21 protein-coding genes are annotated in these 17,231 nt (G+C 71.3%); 14 read left to right on the top strand and 7 right to left on the bottom strand.

What is annotated here, in order from left to right; all coding sequences use genetic code 11:
* Positions 1-83 precede the first annotated feature (83 nt).
* A complete protein-coding gene (locus DEJ31_RS04965) occupies positions 84-551 on the top strand; it encodes a Fur family transcriptional regulator (protein ID WP_111044780.1) in 468 nt (155 codons plus the stop codon).
* Between the two features lie 30 nt (positions 552-581).
* Positions 582-2,087 carry a catalase gene (locus DEJ31_RS04960; RefSeq protein ID WP_111121320.1) on the top strand — a complete coding sequence of 502 codons (1,506 nt, stop codon included), beginning with the start codon at positions 582-584 and terminating at the stop codon, positions 2,085-2,087.
* A 220-nt stretch (positions 2,088-2,307) separates the two neighbouring features.
* Here the strand turns inward: DEJ31_RS04960 and DEJ31_RS04955 are convergent, their stop codons facing one another.
* A complete protein-coding gene (locus tag DEJ31_RS04955) occupies positions 2,308-2,874 on the bottom strand; it encodes a GNAT family N-acetyltransferase (protein ID WP_111121319.1) in 567 nt (188 codons plus the stop codon).
* Positions 2,875-3,012: 138 nt separating this feature from the next.
* On the opposite strand from DEJ31_RS04955, the gene DEJ31_RS04950 reads away from it, so the two are divergent.
* The 8 genes from DEJ31_RS04950 (at position 3,013) to DEJ31_RS04915 (ending at position 8,414) form a co-directional block, all read left to right on the top strand.
* The gene (locus tag DEJ31_RS04950; protein WP_111121318.1) at positions 3,013-3,291 is read left to right on the top strand and encodes a hypothetical protein; all 279 of its coding nucleotides are present in this window, start codon (positions 3,013-3,015) and stop codon (positions 3,289-3,291) included.
* Positions 3,292-3,438: 147 nt separating this feature from the next.
* Positions 3,439-3,957 carry a hypothetical protein gene (locus DEJ31_RS04945; protein ID WP_111121317.1) on the top strand — a complete coding sequence of 173 codons (519 nt, stop codon included), beginning with the start codon at positions 3,439-3,441 and terminating at the stop codon, positions 3,955-3,957.
* A gap of 137 nt (positions 3,958-4,094) precedes the next feature.
* Positions 4,095-4,514 (top strand): hypothetical protein, encoded by a 420-nt coding sequence (locus DEJ31_RS04940; protein WP_146243097.1) that lies wholly within the window; start codon positions 4,095-4,097, stop codon positions 4,512-4,514.
* Positions 4,515-4,681: 167 nt separating this feature from the next.
* Positions 4,682-4,963: a hypothetical protein gene (locus DEJ31_RS04935; RefSeq protein ID WP_111044774.1), complete on the top strand. Its 282-nt coding sequence runs from the start codon at positions 4,682-4,684 to the stop codon at positions 4,961-4,963.
* Between the two features lie 49 nt (positions 4,964-5,012).
* Positions 5,013-5,567 carry a hypothetical protein gene (locus DEJ31_RS04930; protein WP_146240677.1) on the top strand — a complete coding sequence of 185 codons (555 nt, stop codon included), beginning with the start codon at positions 5,013-5,015 and terminating at the stop codon, positions 5,565-5,567.
* The gene (locus DEJ31_RS04925; RefSeq protein ID WP_111121315.1) at positions 5,564-6,712 is read left to right on the top strand and encodes a peptidoglycan-binding protein; all 1,149 of its coding nucleotides are present in this window, start codon (positions 5,564-5,566) and stop codon (positions 6,710-6,712) included. The genes DEJ31_RS04930 and DEJ31_RS04925 overlap by 4 nt, the downstream gene beginning before the upstream one ends.
* A complete protein-coding gene (locus tag DEJ31_RS04920; protein WP_111044771.1) occupies positions 6,703-7,305 on the top strand; it encodes an ABC transporter ATP-binding protein in 603 nt (200 codons plus the stop codon). The genes DEJ31_RS04925 and DEJ31_RS04920 overlap by 10 nt, the downstream gene beginning before the upstream one ends.
* Positions 7,306-7,340: 35 nt before the next feature.
* A complete protein-coding gene (locus DEJ31_RS04915) occupies positions 7,341-8,414 on the top strand; it encodes a hypothetical protein (protein WP_111121314.1) in 1,074 nt (357 codons plus the stop codon).
* 216 nt (positions 8,415-8,630) lie between these two features.
* On the opposite strand, the gene DEJ31_RS04910 is transcribed toward DEJ31_RS04915, so the two are convergent.
* Both DEJ31_RS04910 and DEJ31_RS04905 read right to left on the bottom strand, forming a co-directional pair.
* Complete coding sequence (locus DEJ31_RS04910; RefSeq protein WP_111121313.1) at positions 8,631-9,560, bottom strand: VOC family protein; 930 nt, start codon at positions 9,558-9,560, stop codon at positions 8,631-8,633.
* A gap of 72 nt (positions 9,561-9,632) precedes the next feature.
* Entirely contained in the window at positions 9,633-10,412 is a 780-nt protein-coding gene (locus tag DEJ31_RS04905; RefSeq protein WP_111121372.1) for an SDR family oxidoreductase, read from the bottom strand.
* Between the two features lie 106 nt (positions 10,413-10,518).
* Here DEJ31_RS04905 and DEJ31_RS17530 point away from each other — a divergent pair, with 106 nt between their 5' ends.
* Positions 10,519-11,052: a hypothetical protein gene (locus tag DEJ31_RS17530; protein ID WP_258366163.1), complete on the top strand. Its 534-nt coding sequence runs from the start codon at positions 10,519-10,521 to the stop codon at positions 11,050-11,052.
* Entirely contained in the window at positions 11,049-11,681 is a 633-nt protein-coding gene (gene lepB, locus DEJ31_RS04900; protein ID WP_258366161.1) for a signal peptidase I, read from the top strand. The genes DEJ31_RS17530 and lepB overlap by 4 nt, the downstream gene beginning before the upstream one ends.
* Before the next feature lie 147 nt (positions 11,682-11,828).
* On the opposite strand, the gene DEJ31_RS04895 is transcribed toward lepB, so the two are convergent.
* The gene (locus DEJ31_RS04895) at positions 11,829-12,149 is read right to left on the bottom strand and encodes a hypothetical protein (protein WP_111121311.1); all 321 of its coding nucleotides are present in this window, start codon (positions 12,147-12,149) and stop codon (positions 11,829-11,831) included.
* A 102-nt stretch (positions 12,150-12,251) separates the two neighbouring features.
* On the opposite strand from DEJ31_RS04895, the gene DEJ31_RS04890 reads away from it, so the two are divergent.
* Positions 12,252-13,451, top strand: coding sequence for a GAF domain-containing SpoIIE family protein phosphatase (locus tag DEJ31_RS04890; RefSeq protein ID WP_111044768.1), 1,200 nt, complete (start codon positions 12,252-12,254; stop codon positions 13,449-13,451).
* Positions 13,452-13,527: 76 nt separating this feature from the next.
* Here DEJ31_RS04890 and DEJ31_RS04885 read toward each other — a convergent pair whose 3' ends face one another.
* Positions 13,528-14,406 (bottom strand): phosphoribosylaminoimidazolesuccinocarboxamide synthase, encoded by an 879-nt coding sequence (locus DEJ31_RS04885; protein WP_111121310.1) that lies wholly within the window; start codon positions 14,404-14,406, stop codon positions 13,528-13,530.
* Positions 14,403-15,686: a phosphoribosylamine--glycine ligase gene (gene purD / locus DEJ31_RS04880; protein ID WP_110904061.1), complete on the bottom strand. Its 1,284-nt coding sequence runs from the start codon at positions 15,684-15,686 to the stop codon at positions 14,403-14,405. Before purD ends, DEJ31_RS04885 begins: the two co-directional genes overlap by 4 nt.
* A 57-nt stretch (positions 15,687-15,743) precedes the next feature.
* On the opposite strand from purD, the gene DEJ31_RS04875 reads away from it, so the two are divergent.
* A complete protein-coding gene (locus DEJ31_RS04875) occupies positions 15,744-16,103 on the top strand; it encodes a sterol carrier family protein (RefSeq protein ID WP_110904130.1) in 360 nt (119 codons plus the stop codon).
* Here the strand turns inward: DEJ31_RS04875 and DEJ31_RS04870 are convergent.
* Positions 16,059-16,901, bottom strand: a complete 843-nt coding sequence (locus DEJ31_RS04870) for a DUF4184 family protein (protein ID WP_181433455.1) — start codon at positions 16,899-16,901, stop codon at positions 16,059-16,061. The genes DEJ31_RS04875 and DEJ31_RS04870 overlap by 45 nt on opposite strands.
* Positions 16,902-17,231 lie beyond the last annotated feature (330 nt).

The raw sequence follows: 17,231 nt of genomic DNA, 5'->3' as shown, positions 1-17,231 counted from the left end.
GGGAGGCGCATGTGTCGCCCGAAGGGCCGCTCCCGCCGTGTACAGTGGGCGTTGTCTTGAATCCTGCAAGAGAAGGGCTCCGCATGGTCGACGACAACGAACTCCTCCGTGGAGCCGGTCTCCGCGTCACCGCGCCACGCCTCGCCGCCCTCCGGGCGATCGAGACGCAGCCGCACACCACCGCCGACGACCTGGTCACGGCGCTCGCCGCCGAACTCCCGACGACCAGTCACCAGGCGGTCTACGGCGTCCTCGCCGCACTGACCGGCGCCGGACTCGTCCGTCGCATCGAGCCGGCCGGCAGTCCCGCCCGCTACGAACGGCGGACCGGCGACAACCACCACCACATCGTCTGCACGATGTGCGGCGCGATCGGTGACGTGGACTGCGCCGTCGGCCACGCGCCGTGCCTGACGCCGTCCGAGACCCACGGCTTCGCCGTCACCACCGCAGAGGTCACCTACTGGGGCATCTGCGCGCAGTGTGCGGCAGCCGAGCAGAGCGGTGTCGAGACCGACGCCGTCGCTGCGAACCGACCCGAGCCATCCTGACCGAACCTACGTTCCACCTGAGGAGGAACCGTGTCCGACCAGAACACGCCCACCACCACGACCAACAGCGGGGCCCCGGTCTCCAGCGACCAGCACTCCATGGGAGTGGGGGCCGACGGCCCCATCGCCCTGCACGACCACTACCTGGTCGAGAAGCTCGCCCAGTTCAACCGGGAGCGCGTCCCGGAGCGTGTCGTGCACGCCAAGGGCGGCGGGGCGTTCGGTACCTTCACCGTCACCAACGACGTCTCGAAGTACACGCGGGCCGCGTTCCTCCAGCCCGGCCAGACCACCGAGATGCTCGCCCGCTTCTCGAGCGTCGCCGGTGAGCAGGGTTCGCCCGACACCTGGCGGGACCCCCGCGGCTTCGCGCTGAAGTTCTACACCGAAGAGGGCAACTACGACCTCGTCGGCAACAACACCCCCGTCTTCTTCATCCGCGACGGCATCAAGTTCCCCGACTTCATCCGCTCGCAGAAGCGTCTGCCGGGCTCGCACCTGCGCAACCACGACATGCAGTGGGACTTCTGGACCCTGTCGCCCGAGTCCGCGCACCAGGTCACGTGGCTCATGGGCGACCGCGGTCTCCCGTCGTCGTGGCGCCACATGGACGGCTTCGGGTCGCACACCTACCAGTGGATCAACGCCGCGGGCGAGCGCTTCTGGGTGAAGTACCACTTCCTCACCGAGCAGGGCCACGCGACCCTGACGCAGGAGGACGCCGACCGCATCGCCGGCGAGGACGCGGACTTCCACATCCGTGACCTGTACGAGGCGATCGAGCGTGGGGACAACCCGCGCTGGACCCTCAAGGTGCAGGTCATGCCGTACGAGGACGCCGCGAGCTACCGCTTCAACCCGTTCGACCTGACGAAGGTGTGGCCGCACGCGGACTACCCCCTCATCGAGGTCGGCACGATGGAGCTCAACCGCAACCCGGAGAACTACTTCGCGCAGATCGAGCAGGCCACCTTCGCGCCGTCGAACTTCGTCCCCGGCATCGCAGCCAGCCCGGACAAGATGCTCCTCGCGCGCATCTTCAGCTACGCGGACGCCCAGCGATACCGCGTCGGCACGAACCACGCGCAGCTGCCCGTCAACGCCCCGAAGAACGAGGTGCACTCGTACTCGAAGGACGGTGCCATGCGCTTCGACTTCCAGAAGTCCGAAGTCCCGGTGTACGCGCCGAACTCGCTCGGCGGTGCCCACGCCGACCCGAACGCGACCGATGACGCCCCGGGCTGGGAGTCCGACGGAGCGCTGCAGCGTTCCGCGGCGACCCTGCACCCGGAGGACGACGACTTCGGTCAGGCGGGCACGCTCTACCGCGAGGTCCTCGATGACGCCGCACGTGCGCGTCTCGTCGGCAACATCGCGGGGCACGTCTCCAAGGTGACGCGTGACGACCTCCGCGAGCGGGTCTTCGCCTACTGGACGAGCGTCGACCCCGATCTCGGTGCGCGCGTGCGTGCTGCCGTCGTGCCGAGCGCGCCCGGCTCGAACGAGGACCCGGAGAAGGTCGCCGTCGAGGCGTAGCAGCCAGGACACAGACGGGAGGCGCGGTGCGAGATCGACTCGCACCGCGCCTCCCGTCTGTGGTCCGCTGGCTCGCCTGGCGAGCGTGGGCGGCGCGCCGACCGGTCGAGACGCCCCGCTCAGTTCCGCCGGGTGGTCACGGAGTGTCGTTCCGGGAGGCTCGGTGCGACCGTTCCTGACCGCTCGGCGACCGCGGTCGGGTGCGTCAGGTCGGGTGTGTTCAAACCTGCTGGCCGTTGAGGAGGATCGGACCCTCCGGCCAGTCCTCGAGGCGGGCGGTCACCGGACGGACCATCCAGCCGCCCTGCTCGGTCTCCACGACCCCGGCACCGTCCGCGGTGAAGGCGCTGAAGGTGCCGACGGCCTCGGGGAACTCGTGCCAGCCCATGTGAGCGTAGAAGGGGATGCGGTCCTCGCCCGCACCGAGGAACCCGTACGGCACCCGGAGCCCGTCGAGCACGTCGTGGACGCGCTCCATCAGTTCTCGGCCCACCCCTGAGCCCTGGAGGCGGGGCGAGACACCGACCAGGCCCGTGTCCCCGACCAGGACGTCCTCGCCGCCGACCGTGACGAACATCCGGCGGATGCCGACGTGGGCCAGGACGACGCCGTCCTCGGTCCGGCCGAGCACCCGGCGCTCGGGTTGCATGCCCGCCCAGCTCCGACCGCCGACGTACCAGTGCGACCAGCTCGGGAAGGCCTGCGCCAGCATCGCCGCGATCGCCTCGTGGTCGGTGAGCGTCAGTGCGCTCTCCTCGACCACCTCCCACCGGATGTCTTCGCTCATCGGTCCATCCTGCCCGGGATGTGAACAACGCGGCGGAGGTCTTAAAAATGTCGTATACCGAAAGGTGGCATTCCGGAGTTCCGCCGTTCTACTGTCACGTCATCCACGAGAGGGCTCGTGGCGGAGGAGGGAGGACGGATGATCACGAAGTTGATCCTCGGCGCAGCGGTCGTCGGCACGGTCATCGGCGGCACTCTGACGCTCGACGTGGCGACTGCGCCCGGAGCAGAGGCGGCGACGTGCTACGGCTCGGTGAGCATCTGGAAGGGCAAGAACAACACCTGTTGGTCGGCCCGTCATCGGGACGCGATCAAGAACGCCAAGTCGAAGTACGGAGCGTGGGTCGGACGGGGCCGGTACTCGGTCCAGAACGCCTGCTGGGCGAACGTCGTCTCGTACGGGATGACGGCCAGGTAGATGCGACGTCGAGAGCACGGCCGCGTTGCGACGGCCATCGCGTGCGCGGCCGTGGTCTCGCTCGGCCTCCCGGGTTGTGCCCGGACCGAGGATCCGCGTGCGACCACTGCTTCCGCCGTTGCCTCGCTGACTGCTGGTGGGCCCTGGGTGGACGAGTTCCGCGAAGCACTCCGGCAGGGGGTCTCGCCGTACGAAGCGGCGATCCTCAGTGACGGTGAGGTCACGGCGGCGGAGCTCGAGGACGCGCACCACCACGTCCGGCAGTGCCTGCGGGAGTCCGGCCTGGACATCGAGTACGACCCGGACGGCGGCTTCGAGCTCTCGTCCCGTGACGGCAAGTACCCGGACGACTTCTTCAAGCGGTCGGATCCGGTCCTCCGCGCGTGCGAGGAACGGTACGACGAACACGTGACGATGCTCTTCGAGGAGACGCGTCGGAACCCGGAGAAGCAGGACGAGGCAGAGATCGCCGTTGCGTGTCTGCGGAGAGCCGGTCTGGTCGGGAGGGACTACACCGAGCGGAAGTGGCGGGCCGAGGGCGATACCGGAGTCTTCTCGTTCGACGAGTACGACAAGCGTGCGCAGCAGTGCCAGCTCGATCCGCTCGGGCTCTGGCGGGAACCGTGGCGCCGCGGTCGTGCGCCCTGGTGGCGATGTGCGCCCTGATTCTGAGCGGCTGTGCCCAGGCTCCTCTGGACCGCGGCGAGCCGACTCCGGGGCGGATGGATCCCTCGAGGTTCGCGGCCGCAGGGCCGTGGGCGGAGGAGTTCGCTGATGCTGCGGTGAGCCCGTACCAGATCGGCATGCTCGCCGACGGTGTGATCACAGCCGATGAACGCGCAGACGCCCGAGCGCGGACGAAGGTGTGCATGCGGGAGCACGGATACCGGTATGAGGAACACCGCGACGGCGCGGCGGACATCGATCCGTTGCATGGTCAGAGGGAGGGCATCGAACAGGTGATGTCGTACCTGCGGGGCTGCTCGCGGAGGTTCGACCACGACATCTCGAGGCTGTTCGACGCGATCCGACGGAACCCGGAGCACCGGGATGAGGCTGCGCTCCAGGTGGCGTGTCTGCGACGCGCAGGAGTCGTCGGCCGGGACTACACCGAGCAGCGCTGGCGGACCGAGCGCGAGGCCTACGACTACTCCTTCGTGGAGTGGTCACCGGAGGCGACGCAGTGTCGGCTCGACCCGCTCGGCCTGTTGCAGGAGGGGTGAGCGGGCGGCGCAGTAGCGCCGCGTGCGGGTGGCGTGACCGCCGCAGAGCTCACCGACTTGTAACAACCCGCTGACATCGAAGATGTCATATTTGAGTTGACCTGACGACAAGAATCTAATACGTTGCACTCTACCACGAGGTGCTTGCGGAGTGGAAGGAGAAACAAATGCTCACGAAGTTGATGGTCGCAGTTGCGATCACCGGGACCATCCTCGGTATCGGCGTCGCAATCGACACAGCGACGGCAACTGAAGCCGAAGCAGCTGCGTGCTGGGGGCAGATCACCCAGACGAGGGGGAAGAACTACACGGGTTGCGGAATGGCCCATCACTTCAATCGCATCAACAACAAAGACCTCAAATACGGTAACAACGCCAAAGCAAACACCTGGTCGTACGAACCGGTTTGCTATGCGCACGTGACGCAGTACGGGATGGTCCGGGTCTGAGGTGGTACTGAGGAGGCCCGGTCGCGGCATTGCGATCATGGTGTTGTCGATGCTCCTCATGAGTGGATGTGCCCAGGACCCAGCGTCGGCACCGTCAACTCCGCAGCGCCTTCCGGCCGCCGGTCCCTGGGCGCAGGAATTCGGAGAATCTCTTGCACTCGCCAGCGACTACGAGACTCAGATTCTGCGAGACGGTGAGATCTCCGCAGCAGAGCTCGCGGACGCGCAGGCCCGAGACCGCGCCTGCATGCGTGATGCTGGCTACGACCTGCAGGTGGCCGATGACGGAACTTCGAGCCTCAGTAGGATCGACGGAGCCGATCTTCCTGAGATGGACGTCGTCGAAGCCGTGAGGCGGCGATGCTCTCACCAATTCGACAGGAGCATCACCTATCTGTTCAACGAGGTGCGGCGGAACCCGGAGAAGCAGGACGAAGCGAAGATCACCGTCGCGTGTCTGCAGAAGTCCGGGCTCGTCGGGAAGGACTACACCGAGCGGAAGTGGCGGTCGGAGAACGACACCGGCATGTTCTCGTTCGACGACTACGACCCTGCTGCCGTGCAGTGTCGGCTCGACCCGCTCAGCCTCTGGCGGCAGGGATGAGCGGGCGACGCAGCGCAGCCGTGTCCGGCTCACTCATCGGCCTCGGCAGCCTGCTCGTCGCGGCCGCCGCCGCGGTCGGTGCGGTCGTGGCGCTCCCGACCGACCCACCCGCGGCACTGCGGACGGCGTCTCCGGTCCAGACCGTGGCGGTCACCGAGCGGACGGACGCCGACGAGCACCAGGTGCAACTCGCGCTCGACACCGGTGCGCCCCGATCGGTGGTGACGAGCCGGACCGGCATCGTCACGTCCTCGTCGTGTTCGACGGGCGGGGTTCTTCGCAGCGGCACGGAGATCGCCCGGGTCGACGACGTGCCGGTCATCGCGTTCGCGAGCAGGACGCCGCTGTTCCGGGACCTCACGCTCGACGACCGGGGAGAGGACGTCCGCGGTCTCCAACAGGAACTCGCCCGACTCGGCTCGACGATCGCGGTCGACGGCATCGTCGGACCGGGGACGCTCCGGGCGACGAGGTCGTTCCTCCTGTCCCACGACGTCCCCCGGGCGGCGGTACCGGACGACACGATCGAGCGCTCGGCGTTCGCCTGGATCCCGGCGGCCGAGGCGACGGTCCGGACGTGCACCGCCGTGGTCGGGGCGCCGGTCGACGCCGACGGCACACTCGTCGAACTGCCCGCGGAGCTGCGGGGTGCCCGGATCGAGCAGCTCCCGTCGGAGGCCGTGGCTGGCGCACGCGAGATCGCCGTCGGGCAGTTGCGCACGGCCGTCGACGACAACGGTGTGGTGACGGACCCGGACGCACTGACGCAGATCGGTGCCCTGCCGGAGTACGCCGCCACCGTTGCTTCTGCGGACGGCGTGCCGACGCTGCCGGCGTCGTGGGTGCTCGCCGAGCCGCTCGAGGTCCGCGTCGTGCCCCCGAGTGCGCTCTGGGACGTTCGGGACCACCATGCGTGCGTCCAGCCGGTGCCCGGCGATCCGGTCCGGGTCGAGGTGGTCGGCTCGGAGCTCGGGCAGTCGTTCATCCGCGTCGACCCGGGCGGGACCGCCGACCCCACGACCGCTGACCCCACGACGGCCGAACCCGCGACCGCCGAACCCGCGACCGCCGGCCCCGCGACGGCCGTCCCGACACCGCTCGATCGCGTCCGCGTTGTCCCGGACACCGGTCGGTCATGCCGGTGAGCCTCCGCGGAGTCGGGCACCGGTGGCCGAACGGGACCGGGCTGTTCCACGACGTCAACCGGACCTTCGACGACGGCACGGTGACGGCGCTCATCGGCCCGAGCGGCTCCGGCAAGTCGACCCTGCTCGCGATCCTCGCGCGGATGACCACCCCGACGTCCGGACGCGTGGAGCTACCCGACGACGCGGCCGTGCTCTGGGTGTTCCAGAACCCCCACGGTGTTGCTCGGCGCACGGCCCTCGACCACGTGACCCTGCCGCTGCTCGCTCACGGGATGCGCCGGCGGGCAGCGGAGCAGCGGGCACGGACGATCCTCGAGCGCTTCGGCCTGGCGCCCCGAGCGACAGCGCGTTTCCGTGAGCTGTCCGGCGGCGAGGCGCAACGGCTGATGCTCGCCCGGGGTGTGGCCGCGGCGCCGACCCTGATGCTCGTCGACGAACCGACCGCCCAGCTCGACCGGACGACCGCGGCAGAGGTGAACGGCGTGATCGCCGAACTCGCAGCCGCCGGCACGACCGTCGTCGTCGCGACGCACGACGACGCCACACGGTCTGCATGCGGCGAGGTCCTGGACCTCGGTGCGTTCCGGTGAGTCCTCGCACCGTCCCCGGGAGGACCCGGCACCCCATGCGCGTGACCGAGGTACTGCGCGAGGCCTGGCGCGACCTGGCGACCGGCGCGGGCTCCGCGGTGGCGTGCGCGGTCGTGCTCGCGGTGTTGATCGGCGGTGTCGTCAGCCTCCGGACCCAGACCGTCGCCGGGGACGTCCGTGCTGCCGCCCAGTGGGTGGTGTCCGGGGCGGCGACGCAGGTGTTCACTGCGGCGGGACGGATCGACGGTCGCGCGTGCGCGGCGCTCGCGGACGAGCCGGACGTCCTGGCGGCCGGGGCGCTCCGCCGGCTCGACGACGGCATGGTGGTCGCAGCGCTCCCGGGGACCTCGATCCCGACCTACGAGGTGACGAGCGGGGCGACCTCGCTCTTCAGCGTCACCGAGACGACCGGCGGTCCGGGTGTCGTCGTCGCGCCCGAGGTGGCCGACGAGCTGGGCGTCCATCCGGGCGAGCAGATCGTGACGCCGGACGGGCCGGTCCCCGTCGCGGGCGTCTACTCGTACCCGGACGACGGCCGGGACCCCGACCTGGCGTACGCGGTCCTGGCGCCGACCGCTGTCGACGACGCACCCTTCGACGCCTGCTGGGCGACGATCTGGCCGGAGGACGAGACAGCCCTCGCGAGCGTGCGGCGGACGCTGCTGCCGGCGACCGGTTCCGAGGAGGGCGAGCGGTCGACCCTCGGCCAGCTCAACCCGCGGTCCGGAACGGCGTTCGCCCCGAGCGAGCTCCCGACGCCGGGCGTACTCGAGGGAGCCGCACTCGGACTCGGACTGGTCGTCGGGGGCGCGGCGGTCCTCCGTCGGCGCCTGTCGATCGCCTCCGACCGGCACGTCGGCGTCAGCACGGCAGCGCAGGCACTCGGCATCGCGGTCCAGCACCTCGCGTGGGGTGTGGTCGGAACCACCCTGGCGCTCGCCGTGTCCGTCGTACTGGTGCGGGGCCTCCCGGTCGCTGACGGGCTGCCGATCGTCGCGGGTGGCGCGGTCCTCTGCGGACTCGGACTCGTCGGTGCGGTCGCGGGCGGCGCGGCCGCGGTGCCGCTCATCCGGGAGCGCGCGTTGCACCGCTACTTCCGCACCCGCTGACCGGGCGGGTGCTGGGTGGTGACACGTGCCTCCCGGCCGGACCAACGCACCCGCACCTGCGCCCGCACCCGCGCACGGGCTGACGGTCTCGCGTGCCGGAGATGGTCCTCAAAGCGACAGATGTGCACAGGATGACGCCGCACTTCTGTCGCTTCGCCGACCATCTCCGGCTCACCACCGCGCACCAGCCGGGAGGCACGGCGCGCGCCCGCCGCGTCAGCCGCGCCCGGCTGTGGTCACCTCGATGCGGTTCGCCCACGGGTCCTCGAACGCGACCGTCCATCCCTCGTCAGCGGTCTGCACCCCGGCGTCCCGCATCCGCGCGGTCAGCGCACCGAGGTCGTCGGCGGCCGGGACCTCGATCCGGACGAGGCCGAGTCCGAGCGCCTGCTGCCGACGGCCCGCCCCTCGGGAGTTCCACGTGTTCATCGCCATGTGGTGGTGGTACCCGCCAGCGCTGACGAACAGCGCCTGGCTGCCCATCGCTGCGGTCGTCGCGAAACCGAGGGTGTCGACGTAGAACGCCTTCGCCGAGGCCACGTCGCCGACCGACAGGTGCACGTGGCCGACGCGGCCGGGCCGGGTGTCGGCGTGCTCGAGTGCCTCGGCGGTGAGGTGCTCCTGCAGGAACGCGTTCGGGTCGATGTACACGGTGTCCATGTCGATCGAGCCGTGGGTCCACGACCACTCGGTGCGGTCGCGGTCCCAGTACAGCTCGACGCCGTTGCCCTCGGGGTCCGTGAAGTAGAAGGCGTTGCTGACGAGATGGTCGGCGCTGCCGGTGAACGACTGCGGGTACCGCGTGGCGACGGAGTACAGGGCGGCGGCGAGGTCCGCTCGGCCGTCGAACACCACAGCGGTGTGGAACAGTCCGGCCTGGCCGGGACTCGCGTGCCGGAGCGCCGGCTCGTGCTCGAGCACGACGACCGGCACGGCGAGCGCGCCGCCAGCTGGCACGGTGCCGCCAGCTGGCACAGCATCGCCACCCGGTACGGGCCGCCCGAGCACCACCCGCGCCCCCTCGTGCACGAGCACCGTCAGCCGCACGCCGTCCCGGTAGAACGCCGTCATGGCGTCGAGGTCGGCGACCCGGAGCGTCACGGCGCCCATCCCGGTGTCGGCGGCGAGGAGGTCCTGCGAGTTCATCCCACCAGTCTGCGCCCCGTTCGGTGACACGTCAACGACTCCCCGGGGGCCGGTGCTCCGGCACCGCGCCCGTCACTTCGCGCTGAAGCCACCGTCCGTCTTGAGCAACTGCCCGTTCACCCATCCGCCGTCCGGCCCACACAGGAACCCGACGAGCGCCGCGGTGTCGGTGGGCATCGACGGCCGTCCGAGCGGGGTCTGGTCGACCGCGGCCTGTCGGATCTCGTCCGTCATCCACCCCGTGTCGTTCGGCCCCGGGTTGATGGTGTTCGCACTCACCTGCACGTCCCCGAGCTCGATCGCGGCCCCCACGATCAACCGGTCGAGCGCGCCCTTGCTCGTGCCGTAGGGCAGGTTGAACCCGACGTGGTCACTCGTCAGCGCGATCACCCGACGCCGGTCGAGCGGTGCGTCGGCCCCCTCGCGCAGTCGCCGCGCGTACGCCTGCACGATGAGGAACGGTGCGCGGACGTTCACGGCCAGGTGCTTGTCGAACGACTCGACGGTGGTCGTCGCGAAGTCCGAGTCCACCGACTCGCAGTGCGACATCACGACGGCCGTCACCGGCACGCCCGCCTCGGCCTCGGCGCGGCCGACGAGTGCGGTCGCCTGCTCCGGGTCGGCCAGGTCGACCGGGAGGCGCGTCACGGCAGCTCCCGCCGCCACACACTCCGCGACGACCGCGTCCACACCGTCCGGGTCGGCGCCCCCGTGCACCCGCTCGTCGTACGGCCCCCACCAGCTGATCGCGAGGTCCCACCCGTCGGCAGCCAGGCGTGTCGCGATGGCGGCCCCGATCCCGGCTCGTCGGCCGACCCCGGTCACCAGGGCGAGTGGTCTGCGGTTCGTCATGCGGGCCTCCATCCCGACCGTGCGGCGGTGCGCGGTCCTGACCACCTTGGCATCGCATCCGGTTGCTCGTCAGCCGGACCGGGCCGGGACGGGCCAAGATGGACCGATGCCCCCTGAACGCCGAGGTCGCCGCCCGCGACCCCAGGACCTGCCGGTCGAGCACGTCCGCGACCGCATGTCGTCGTACATCTACGGCAACATCACCGTCCTCGCCGTCGCGATCGCCGTCTCGCCGGAGCAGATCCAGCACGGCTCCGCGGTCCTGACGGTGCTCGCGACCGCGGTCCTGACGTACCTGGCGCACGTGCTCGCGCACCTGGTGGCGCACTCCATCGGCGCCACCGGTGACGAGGACGCCCGTCGCGAGACCGTCGCCGTCATCACGCGGAACGCGAACCCGATCGCGACCTCCGGGCTGATCCCGGCCGTGCTCTACGCGGGCGCGTGGCTCGGATGGCTGCCAGCGGAGTGGGCGCAGATCGCGGCGGTCGTCATCCTGGTCGTCCGAATCGGTCTGGTCGGGGTGTTCCTGCAGCGGTTCAGCGGCAAGCAGCCGTCGTTCCTGGGCCTGTGGGGCGGGATCGTGCTCGCCGCGGTCGCGCTCGCGATCTCACTCGTGAAGGTCGTGGCGACACATTGAGCAGCGACACACCGATCCAAGGCGCAGCCGATGAGCGCCGCAGGTCGACCAAGCGGTTCCTCCGCGACCTGGTGATCATCGTGGTGGCGGCCCTGCTCGCGTCGTTCCTGGTGAAGGCGTACCTGGTGCGCTCGTTCTACATCCCGTCGGAGTCGATGGAGAACACGCTCCTGGTCGGCGACCGGGTGCTGGTGAACGAACTCGTGCCCGGGGTGATGCCGCTGGAGCGCGGCGACGTCGTGGTCTTCCGCGACCCGAACGCGTGGCTCAGCCCGGGGCAGGGCGAGGACCTCATCAAGCGCGTGATCGGCCTGCCGGGGGACCGGGTGGAGTGCTGCGACGCCCATGGCCGGCTGTCGGTGAACGGGCACGCCGTCGACGAGCCGTACGTGCGGCTGCCGGAGGACGTGGAGCGGGTGTCGGGCGAGGACTTCTCGATCACGGTGCCCAAGGGGCGGATCTGGGTGATGGGCGACAACCGCTACAACTCGGCGGACTCCCGGATCCACGGCAACGTCCCGATGGACGACGTGGTCGGACGCGCCTTCGTCATCACCTGGCCGGCGGACCGGTGGTCGGTGCTGTCGCGCTACGGCGCGGAGTGGGACGCGGTTCCCGACCGGGACTGACCGTCGGGGCGCGACCGGCAGGGCGCGAGCGGCGCGGCGCGACCGGCGCGGCGAGACGCCCCGGAAGGCGCGAGACGCCGCCAGACCCGGCGGCGTCTCAGCAGTTCGGCAGTGGCTCAGCAGCTCGCCGGCGTCCGGACGGGAGGCTCAGCAACCGACCGTCGTCAGCGTCACCTTCGCGACCCGGTCGGCTCGGACCTCCGCGCGCTGCGGGCAGAGGTCGCCCGCCCGGACGGTGACCTCGCCGAGGGGCACGCCCGCGAAGTCCGCGGTGTCGCCCGGGTAGACCTGCTGGTGGGACAACGGTTCGCCGTTCGGCAGGAACACCTTCACCTGGTACGGGTGGTCGGCCGCGTTCTGCGACACCGTGACGGACACCTGCCCGGTGGGGTTCTGCGCGCCGCAGCCGGTGAGGGCCAGGGTCGCGCCACAGACCAGGGCGAGGACGGGGACGACACGGCGGAACACCGGTCCAGGCTACGCGGGACGCCCGGGTGGCCCGTCCACTGGGGGCATGCGTTCTGGGAACAGCACGCGGGCGGTGTCCGGTATCCGCGTTACCGTGGAGGCATGAGCACCGAGCACGTGGAGCAGCAGACGGTCCCCGCTCCTGACGCCGCTCGGCGGGATGCACTCCTCGCCGCCCTCGACGTGGTCCAGGGTGGCCCCGAGGAGCGTTTCGAACGCATCACCCGCATCGCCCGCGAGGCCTTCGGGGTCTCCGGGTCGTTCCTCAACCTGGCCGGCAGTGACCTGCTCTTCCACAAGTCGCAACAGTCGGACTCCGCGATCCCCGGGTCGACGCCGCTGCAGGACACGTTCTGCGGCCGCACCCTGCAGCAGGACGGCCCCGTCGTGGTGCCGGACGCGCGCGACGACCAGCGTTTCTCGGACCTGCCGGGGGTCAACGGTGACCCGAACGTCCGGTTCTACGCCGGGGTCCCGCTCCGGGTCGGAGCCGACGCCACCAAGGTGGGCACCCTCTGCCTCATCGACTCGGCACCCCGGACCCTCAGCGCGGACGACCTCGCACTGCTCGAGGAGCTCGGCGTCTGGGCGGAGCGGGAACTCGCGACCGGCCTGGACGACGACCGGCTCCGTACCGTGCTGTCGGGCCTGCAGCCGCGGACCGTGGACCTGCCGGGGTGGACCATCGGTGGCACGTCGATCCCGCACGGCATCGTGTCCGGTGACTTCCACGAGTGGCGCGTCGCCGGGGACACCGTCGACGTGACCGTCGCGGACGTGATGGGCAAGGGCATGGCGGCCGGACTCCTCGCCGCTGGCATGCGCGGGGCACTGCTCGCCCGGAGCAACGAGGTCCCCACGACAGCGGTCGCAGCGCTCGAGGAGCAGATGTCGCCCGACCTCAGCGCGGCCGAGGCGTTCGCCACGCTGTTCCACGGCCGACTCGACACCACCACCGGCAGGCTCGACTTCGTCGACGCCGGGCACGGCCTCGTGCTGCACCTGCACGCCGACGGCACCGAGACCGTCCTGCGCTCCGTCGACCTGCCGATCGGCCTGCACCCCGTCGGGATCGACCGTGCCGTCGGGGAGCTCGTCCTGGAACCCGGTGACTCCCTCTTGCTCGTCAGCGACGGGGCGCTCGAACTGTGGGACTCGACTCTCGCCTCGCTGTCGCGACTCGGGGCGCTGTACCGGAAGTCGCCGGACCTCGGCACGTTCCTGGCCGGCGTCCGCGGGCGTGCGATCGAGCACGACCCGGGCGACGACCTGACTGTCGTCGTGGTCTCCCGCGACGCCTGACCCGCGTCGGACACCGGGCAGGCGGCCTCCCGGTCCCCGGGCCCGGCGGTCCCGAAGTCCCGCGGCCCCGCGGCCGTCAGGCCCCGAGGCGCTCGATCAGCGCCCGGTACCGTGCAGCCGTCCGCTGGACGACCTCGTCCGGCAGCACCGGCGGCGTGCCCGTGCGGTCCCAGTGCGCGCTGAGCCAGTCGCGGACGATCTGCTTGTCGAAGGAGTCGGTGCGGTTACCGGACTCGTACGCGGCGGCGTCCCAGTAGCGGCTGGAGTCGCTGGTCAGGACCTCGTCCGCGATGCGGATGAGGCCGTCGGCGTCGCGGCCGAACTCGAACTTCGTGTCCGCGATGACGACCCCGCGCTGCAGGGCGATCGCCGCCGCGTCGGAGTACACCGCGAGCGACAGGTCACGGAGGGCAGCGGCATCGGCCGGCCCGACCAGTTCCTCGGTGCGCGCGAAGGAGATGTTCTCGTCGTGCTCGCCCTGCGGCGCCTTGTACGCCGGGGTGTAGATCGGTTCCGGTAGGCGGTCACCGTTCGACAGGCCGGCGGGCAGCTCGACGCCGCAGACGCTGCCGGACTCCTGGTACTCCGCCCAGCCGCTGCCGACCAGGTACCCGCGGACGACGCACTCGATCGGGAACATCCGGAGCGGCATGACGTGCATGGAGCGGGCTTCGACGTCGGCGGGCACCGGGGTAGTGGTTCCGCTCGGCGTGAGCAGGTGGTTCGGGACGTCGCGCAGCTGGCCGAACCAGAAGCGGGACAGCCGCGTCAGCAGTTCGCCCTTGCCGGGGATCGGCGGTTCGAGCGCGAAGTCGTACGCGCTGACCCGGTCCGAGGCCAGCAGCAGCAGCTCGCTGGCACTGGCGACGTCGGCGGTGTCGGCCGGGACGTAGAGTTCGCGGACCTTGCCGGACGAGACGTGACGCCAGCCCTCGACGACGGGTGCGGCGCTCATCGGACGACCTTCGTGGCGATGTCGGTGCGGAACTGGCCGCCGGGCAGGGTGATGTCGTGCAGTCCCGCGTACGCGCGGTCTCGGGCCTGGGCGAAGTCGGACCCGGTCCCGACGACGCTCAGGACGCGTCCGCCGGTGGCGACGAGGTCCCCGTCGAGGGTGCCGGTCGCGGCGTGCAGCACGGCGACACCGTCGCGGGCGTTCGCGTCGTCGATCCCGGTGATGACCCGACCGGTGACCGGGTTCTCCGGGTAGCCCTCGCTCGCCAGGACGACGGTGACCGCTGCCTGGTCGCGGAACTCCGGCCGCGGGGCGCTGCCGAGCTGCCCGGTCGCCGCTGCCAGCAGCAGGCCGCTCAACGGGGTCGCCAGCCGGGGGAGGACGACCTGGGTCTCCGGGTCGCCGAACCGGGCGTTGAACTCGATGACGCGGACGCCCTGCTCGGTCACGATGAGCCCGCAGTAGAGCAGCCCGACGAACGGCGTGCCCTCGTGCTCGAGGCGGCGGACGGTCGGCAGTGCGACGAGCTCGGAGACCTCGTCCACGAAGGCCTGTTCGGAGCCCCAGCGCTCGTCGAGCCAGGGCAGCGGCGAGTACGCGCCCATGCCACCGGTGTTCGGTCCGAGGTCGCCGTCGCCCAGGCGCTTGTAGTCCTGTGCGGGGGAGAGCGGCCGGACGTCGTGCCCGTCGCTGAGGAAGAACAGTGACACCTCTTCGCCGTCCAGGAACTCCTCGACGACGACGTGGCCGTGCTGCAACCAGTAGGTCGCGTGGTCGAGCGCCGCCTGCCGGTCCTCGGTCACCAGGACGCCCTTGCCGGCTGCCAACCCGTCGGCCTTCACGACGTACGGGGCTCCGAGGTCGTCGAGCGCCGCCGCGGCTTCGGCCACCGTGCCGGCGTACACGGGGCGTCCGGTCGGGACCCCGGCCTCGGCCATGATCCGCTTGGCGAACGCCTTCGAGCCCTCGAGCTGCGCGGCGGCCTTGCCCGGACCGAAGACGGGGATGCCGCGGGTGCGCAGCGGGTCGGCGACACCGGCGATGAGCGGGGCCTCGGGGCCGACGACGACCAGGTCGACGTCGTTCTCGAACGCGTACTCCGCGACGAGGGCGCCGTTCGACGGGTCGAGCGACACCGTCTCGACGTCGGCGGCGATGCCGGCGTTGCCGGGCGCGGCCGTGATGACGTGGCCGCCGTCCGGGGACGCGGCGTTCTCCGCCAGGAGGGCCGTGATGATCGCGTGCTCGCGGGCACCGGAACCGAGGACGAGGATTCGCACCCGATCACCCTACCGAGCCCGACTCGCCGCCCGCAGTGCACCGGCTAGCCTGTGGAGATGCCGCCGAGGACGATCGAAGACGCCGTCGGCCGGGCTGCCCTGGACGCCGTGACCGCCGGTGCGACGGACCGCACCTCGGTCGCGACCGCCGTCCGCTGGACCCTGCAGCGCCTGGCCGAGGACGTGCCCGGGAACAGCGTCGAGGTCCGGGTCCCGCCGTTCGCCGCCGTGCAGGCCGTGCCCGGCCCTCGACACACCCGCGGCACCCCGCCGAACGTCGTCGAGACCGACCCGACGACCTGGCTCGCGCTCGCGACCGGTCGGCTCCGCTGGGACGACCCGGACACCGCGCGCCGCGTCAGCGCCTCCGGGTCACGGGCGGACCTCGCCGCGTTCCTGCCGGTCCGCCTGCCCTGACGGTTCCGCCGCCCGCGCCCTCCGGACCAGCAGCAGCACGAGCGCCCCGGCGGCCAGCGTCACCGCGACCGTCGGCGGCAGGACGAACGCCTCGCGGACGACGACCGTCCCGACGCCACCGCCGCGGCCGAGGCCCGACCCCGCGGTGACCAGCGCGACCAGCAGGACGGCGGCGAGGGCGACGACGGGGGTGATGCGGGCCTCCCGTCCGGTGTGGTCCGGTGCGACCACCGCGGGGTCCGGCCGGGAGGCCCGCCTCACCCCCGCCACGTCGCCGGCGGTCCGCGCGTGGCGCGTCCACTGCCGCAGCAGCACGAGGAGCAGGAGCAGGCCGCCCGCACTCGAGGCGTCCTGGACGAGGGAGTACACCGGGTGGCCGCCGACCTCCGACCGGAGCGCCGACACGTGCAGGACGACCCAGCCGTGCGGGTGCGAGAGGGCGTCCCAGACGATGTGCGTCACGCTCCCGAGCACGCAGGCGACCACGACGAGCGGGACCCGCGACGGCGGGACCCGCTCGGGCCGGTCCCAGCCGGGTAGCTGCGCGCGGTACCGGGACGGGAGGACCGGGGTCCACGCGGGCCGGACGAGGTACCACCACGCGGCGAGCACGACCAGCGACACCACGAGGTCGATCGTGACGACACCGAGCCACGAGTGCGTGAAGCCGTACGGCGGCAGTGCGGGCACGAAGAGCACGGCGTCGGGGGCCATCGAGCCGACCGCGACCGCCGCGACGGGCAGGGCGGAGCGGCGGAACGGCAGCGCGACGACCGCGTGGCTGATGGTGAACGGCACCCGTCGAGCCTGGCGGGCAGCGGGACGCGAGCACATCAGCCGGAAGGCGGAGACAGGGCCGCGTCTGGCCGGTACCGGCGGGAATTAGGTAGGTCCTACCGATGTGGACCGCGCACCTGCTTCTCTAGCCTTGCTGAAGCCGCCGGGATTCGGACCCGACCCGAACGGGTCCGAACCCGGCGACGTACGCAACGCTACGCGAAACCAGGCGCACTGTGTCAACGAGGACGGCGAGTCGTGCTGCAACCCGCAACTTCTTGCGGTCGATCCGTCGTGCCCGGACGCGGCCGGCATCCTCCGGACGGCCCCGAGACGCCGCCGACCGGGCGA

The organism is Curtobacterium sp. MCPF17_031, assembly GCF_003234035.1.
In the GTDB taxonomy this organism is placed as follows: domain Bacteria; phylum Actinomycetota; class Actinomycetes; order Actinomycetales; family Microbacteriaceae; genus Curtobacterium.
Note: the sequence above shows the minus strand (reverse complement) of the source record. Positions and strands in the feature narration are given on the sequence as shown.

Excerpts from the sequence above, each read along its gene's own strand:
- DEJ31_RS04965 (WP_111044780.1), top strand. The coding sequence starts at position 84 with ATGGTCGACGACAACGAACTCCTCCGTGGAGCCGGTCTCCGCGTCACC.
- DEJ31_RS04955 (WP_111121319.1), bottom strand. The coding sequence starts at position 2,874 with ATGAGCGAAGACATCCGGTGGGAGGTGGTCGAGGAGAGCGCACTGACG.
- DEJ31_RS04950 (WP_111121318.1), top strand. The coding sequence starts at position 3,013 with ATGATCACGAAGTTGATCCTCGGCGCAGCGGTCGTCGGCACGGTCATC.
- DEJ31_RS04940 (WP_146243097.1), top strand. The coding sequence starts at position 4,095 with ATGCTCGCCGACGGTGTGATCACAGCCGATGAACGCGCAGACGCCCGA.
- DEJ31_RS04935 (WP_111044774.1), top strand. The coding sequence starts at position 4,682 with ATGCTCACGAAGTTGATGGTCGCAGTTGCGATCACCGGGACCATCCTC.
- DEJ31_RS04930 (WP_146240677.1), top strand. The coding sequence starts at position 5,013 with ATGCTCCTCATGAGTGGATGTGCCCAGGACCCAGCGTCGGCACCGTCA.
- DEJ31_RS04925 (WP_111121315.1), top strand. The coding sequence starts at position 5,564 with ATGAGCGGGCGACGCAGCGCAGCCGTGTCCGGCTCACTCATCGGCCTC.
- DEJ31_RS04920 (WP_111044771.1), top strand. The coding sequence starts at position 6,703 with ATGCCGGTGAGCCTCCGCGGAGTCGGGCACCGGTGGCCGAACGGGACC.
- DEJ31_RS04915 (WP_111121314.1), top strand. The coding sequence starts at position 7,341 with ATGCGCGTGACCGAGGTACTGCGCGAGGCCTGGCGCGACCTGGCGACC.
- DEJ31_RS04910 (WP_111121313.1), bottom strand. The coding sequence starts at position 9,560 with ATGAACTCGCAGGACCTCCTCGCCGCCGACACCGGGATGGGCGCCGTG.
- DEJ31_RS04905 (WP_111121372.1), bottom strand. The coding sequence starts at position 10,412 with ATGACGAACCGCAGACCACTCGCCCTGGTGACCGGGGTCGGCCGACGA.
- DEJ31_RS17530 (WP_258366163.1), top strand. The coding sequence starts at position 10,519 with ATGCCCCCTGAACGCCGAGGTCGCCGCCCGCGACCCCAGGACCTGCCG.
- DEJ31_RS04890 (WP_111044768.1), top strand. The coding sequence starts at position 12,252 with ATGAGCACCGAGCACGTGGAGCAGCAGACGGTCCCCGCTCCTGACGCC.
- DEJ31_RS04885 (WP_111121310.1), bottom strand. The coding sequence starts at position 14,406 with ATGAGCGCCGCACCCGTCGTCGAGGGCTGGCGTCACGTCTCGTCCGGC.
- DEJ31_RS04875 (WP_110904130.1), top strand. The coding sequence starts at position 15,744 with ATGCCGCCGAGGACGATCGAAGACGCCGTCGGCCGGGCTGCCCTGGAC.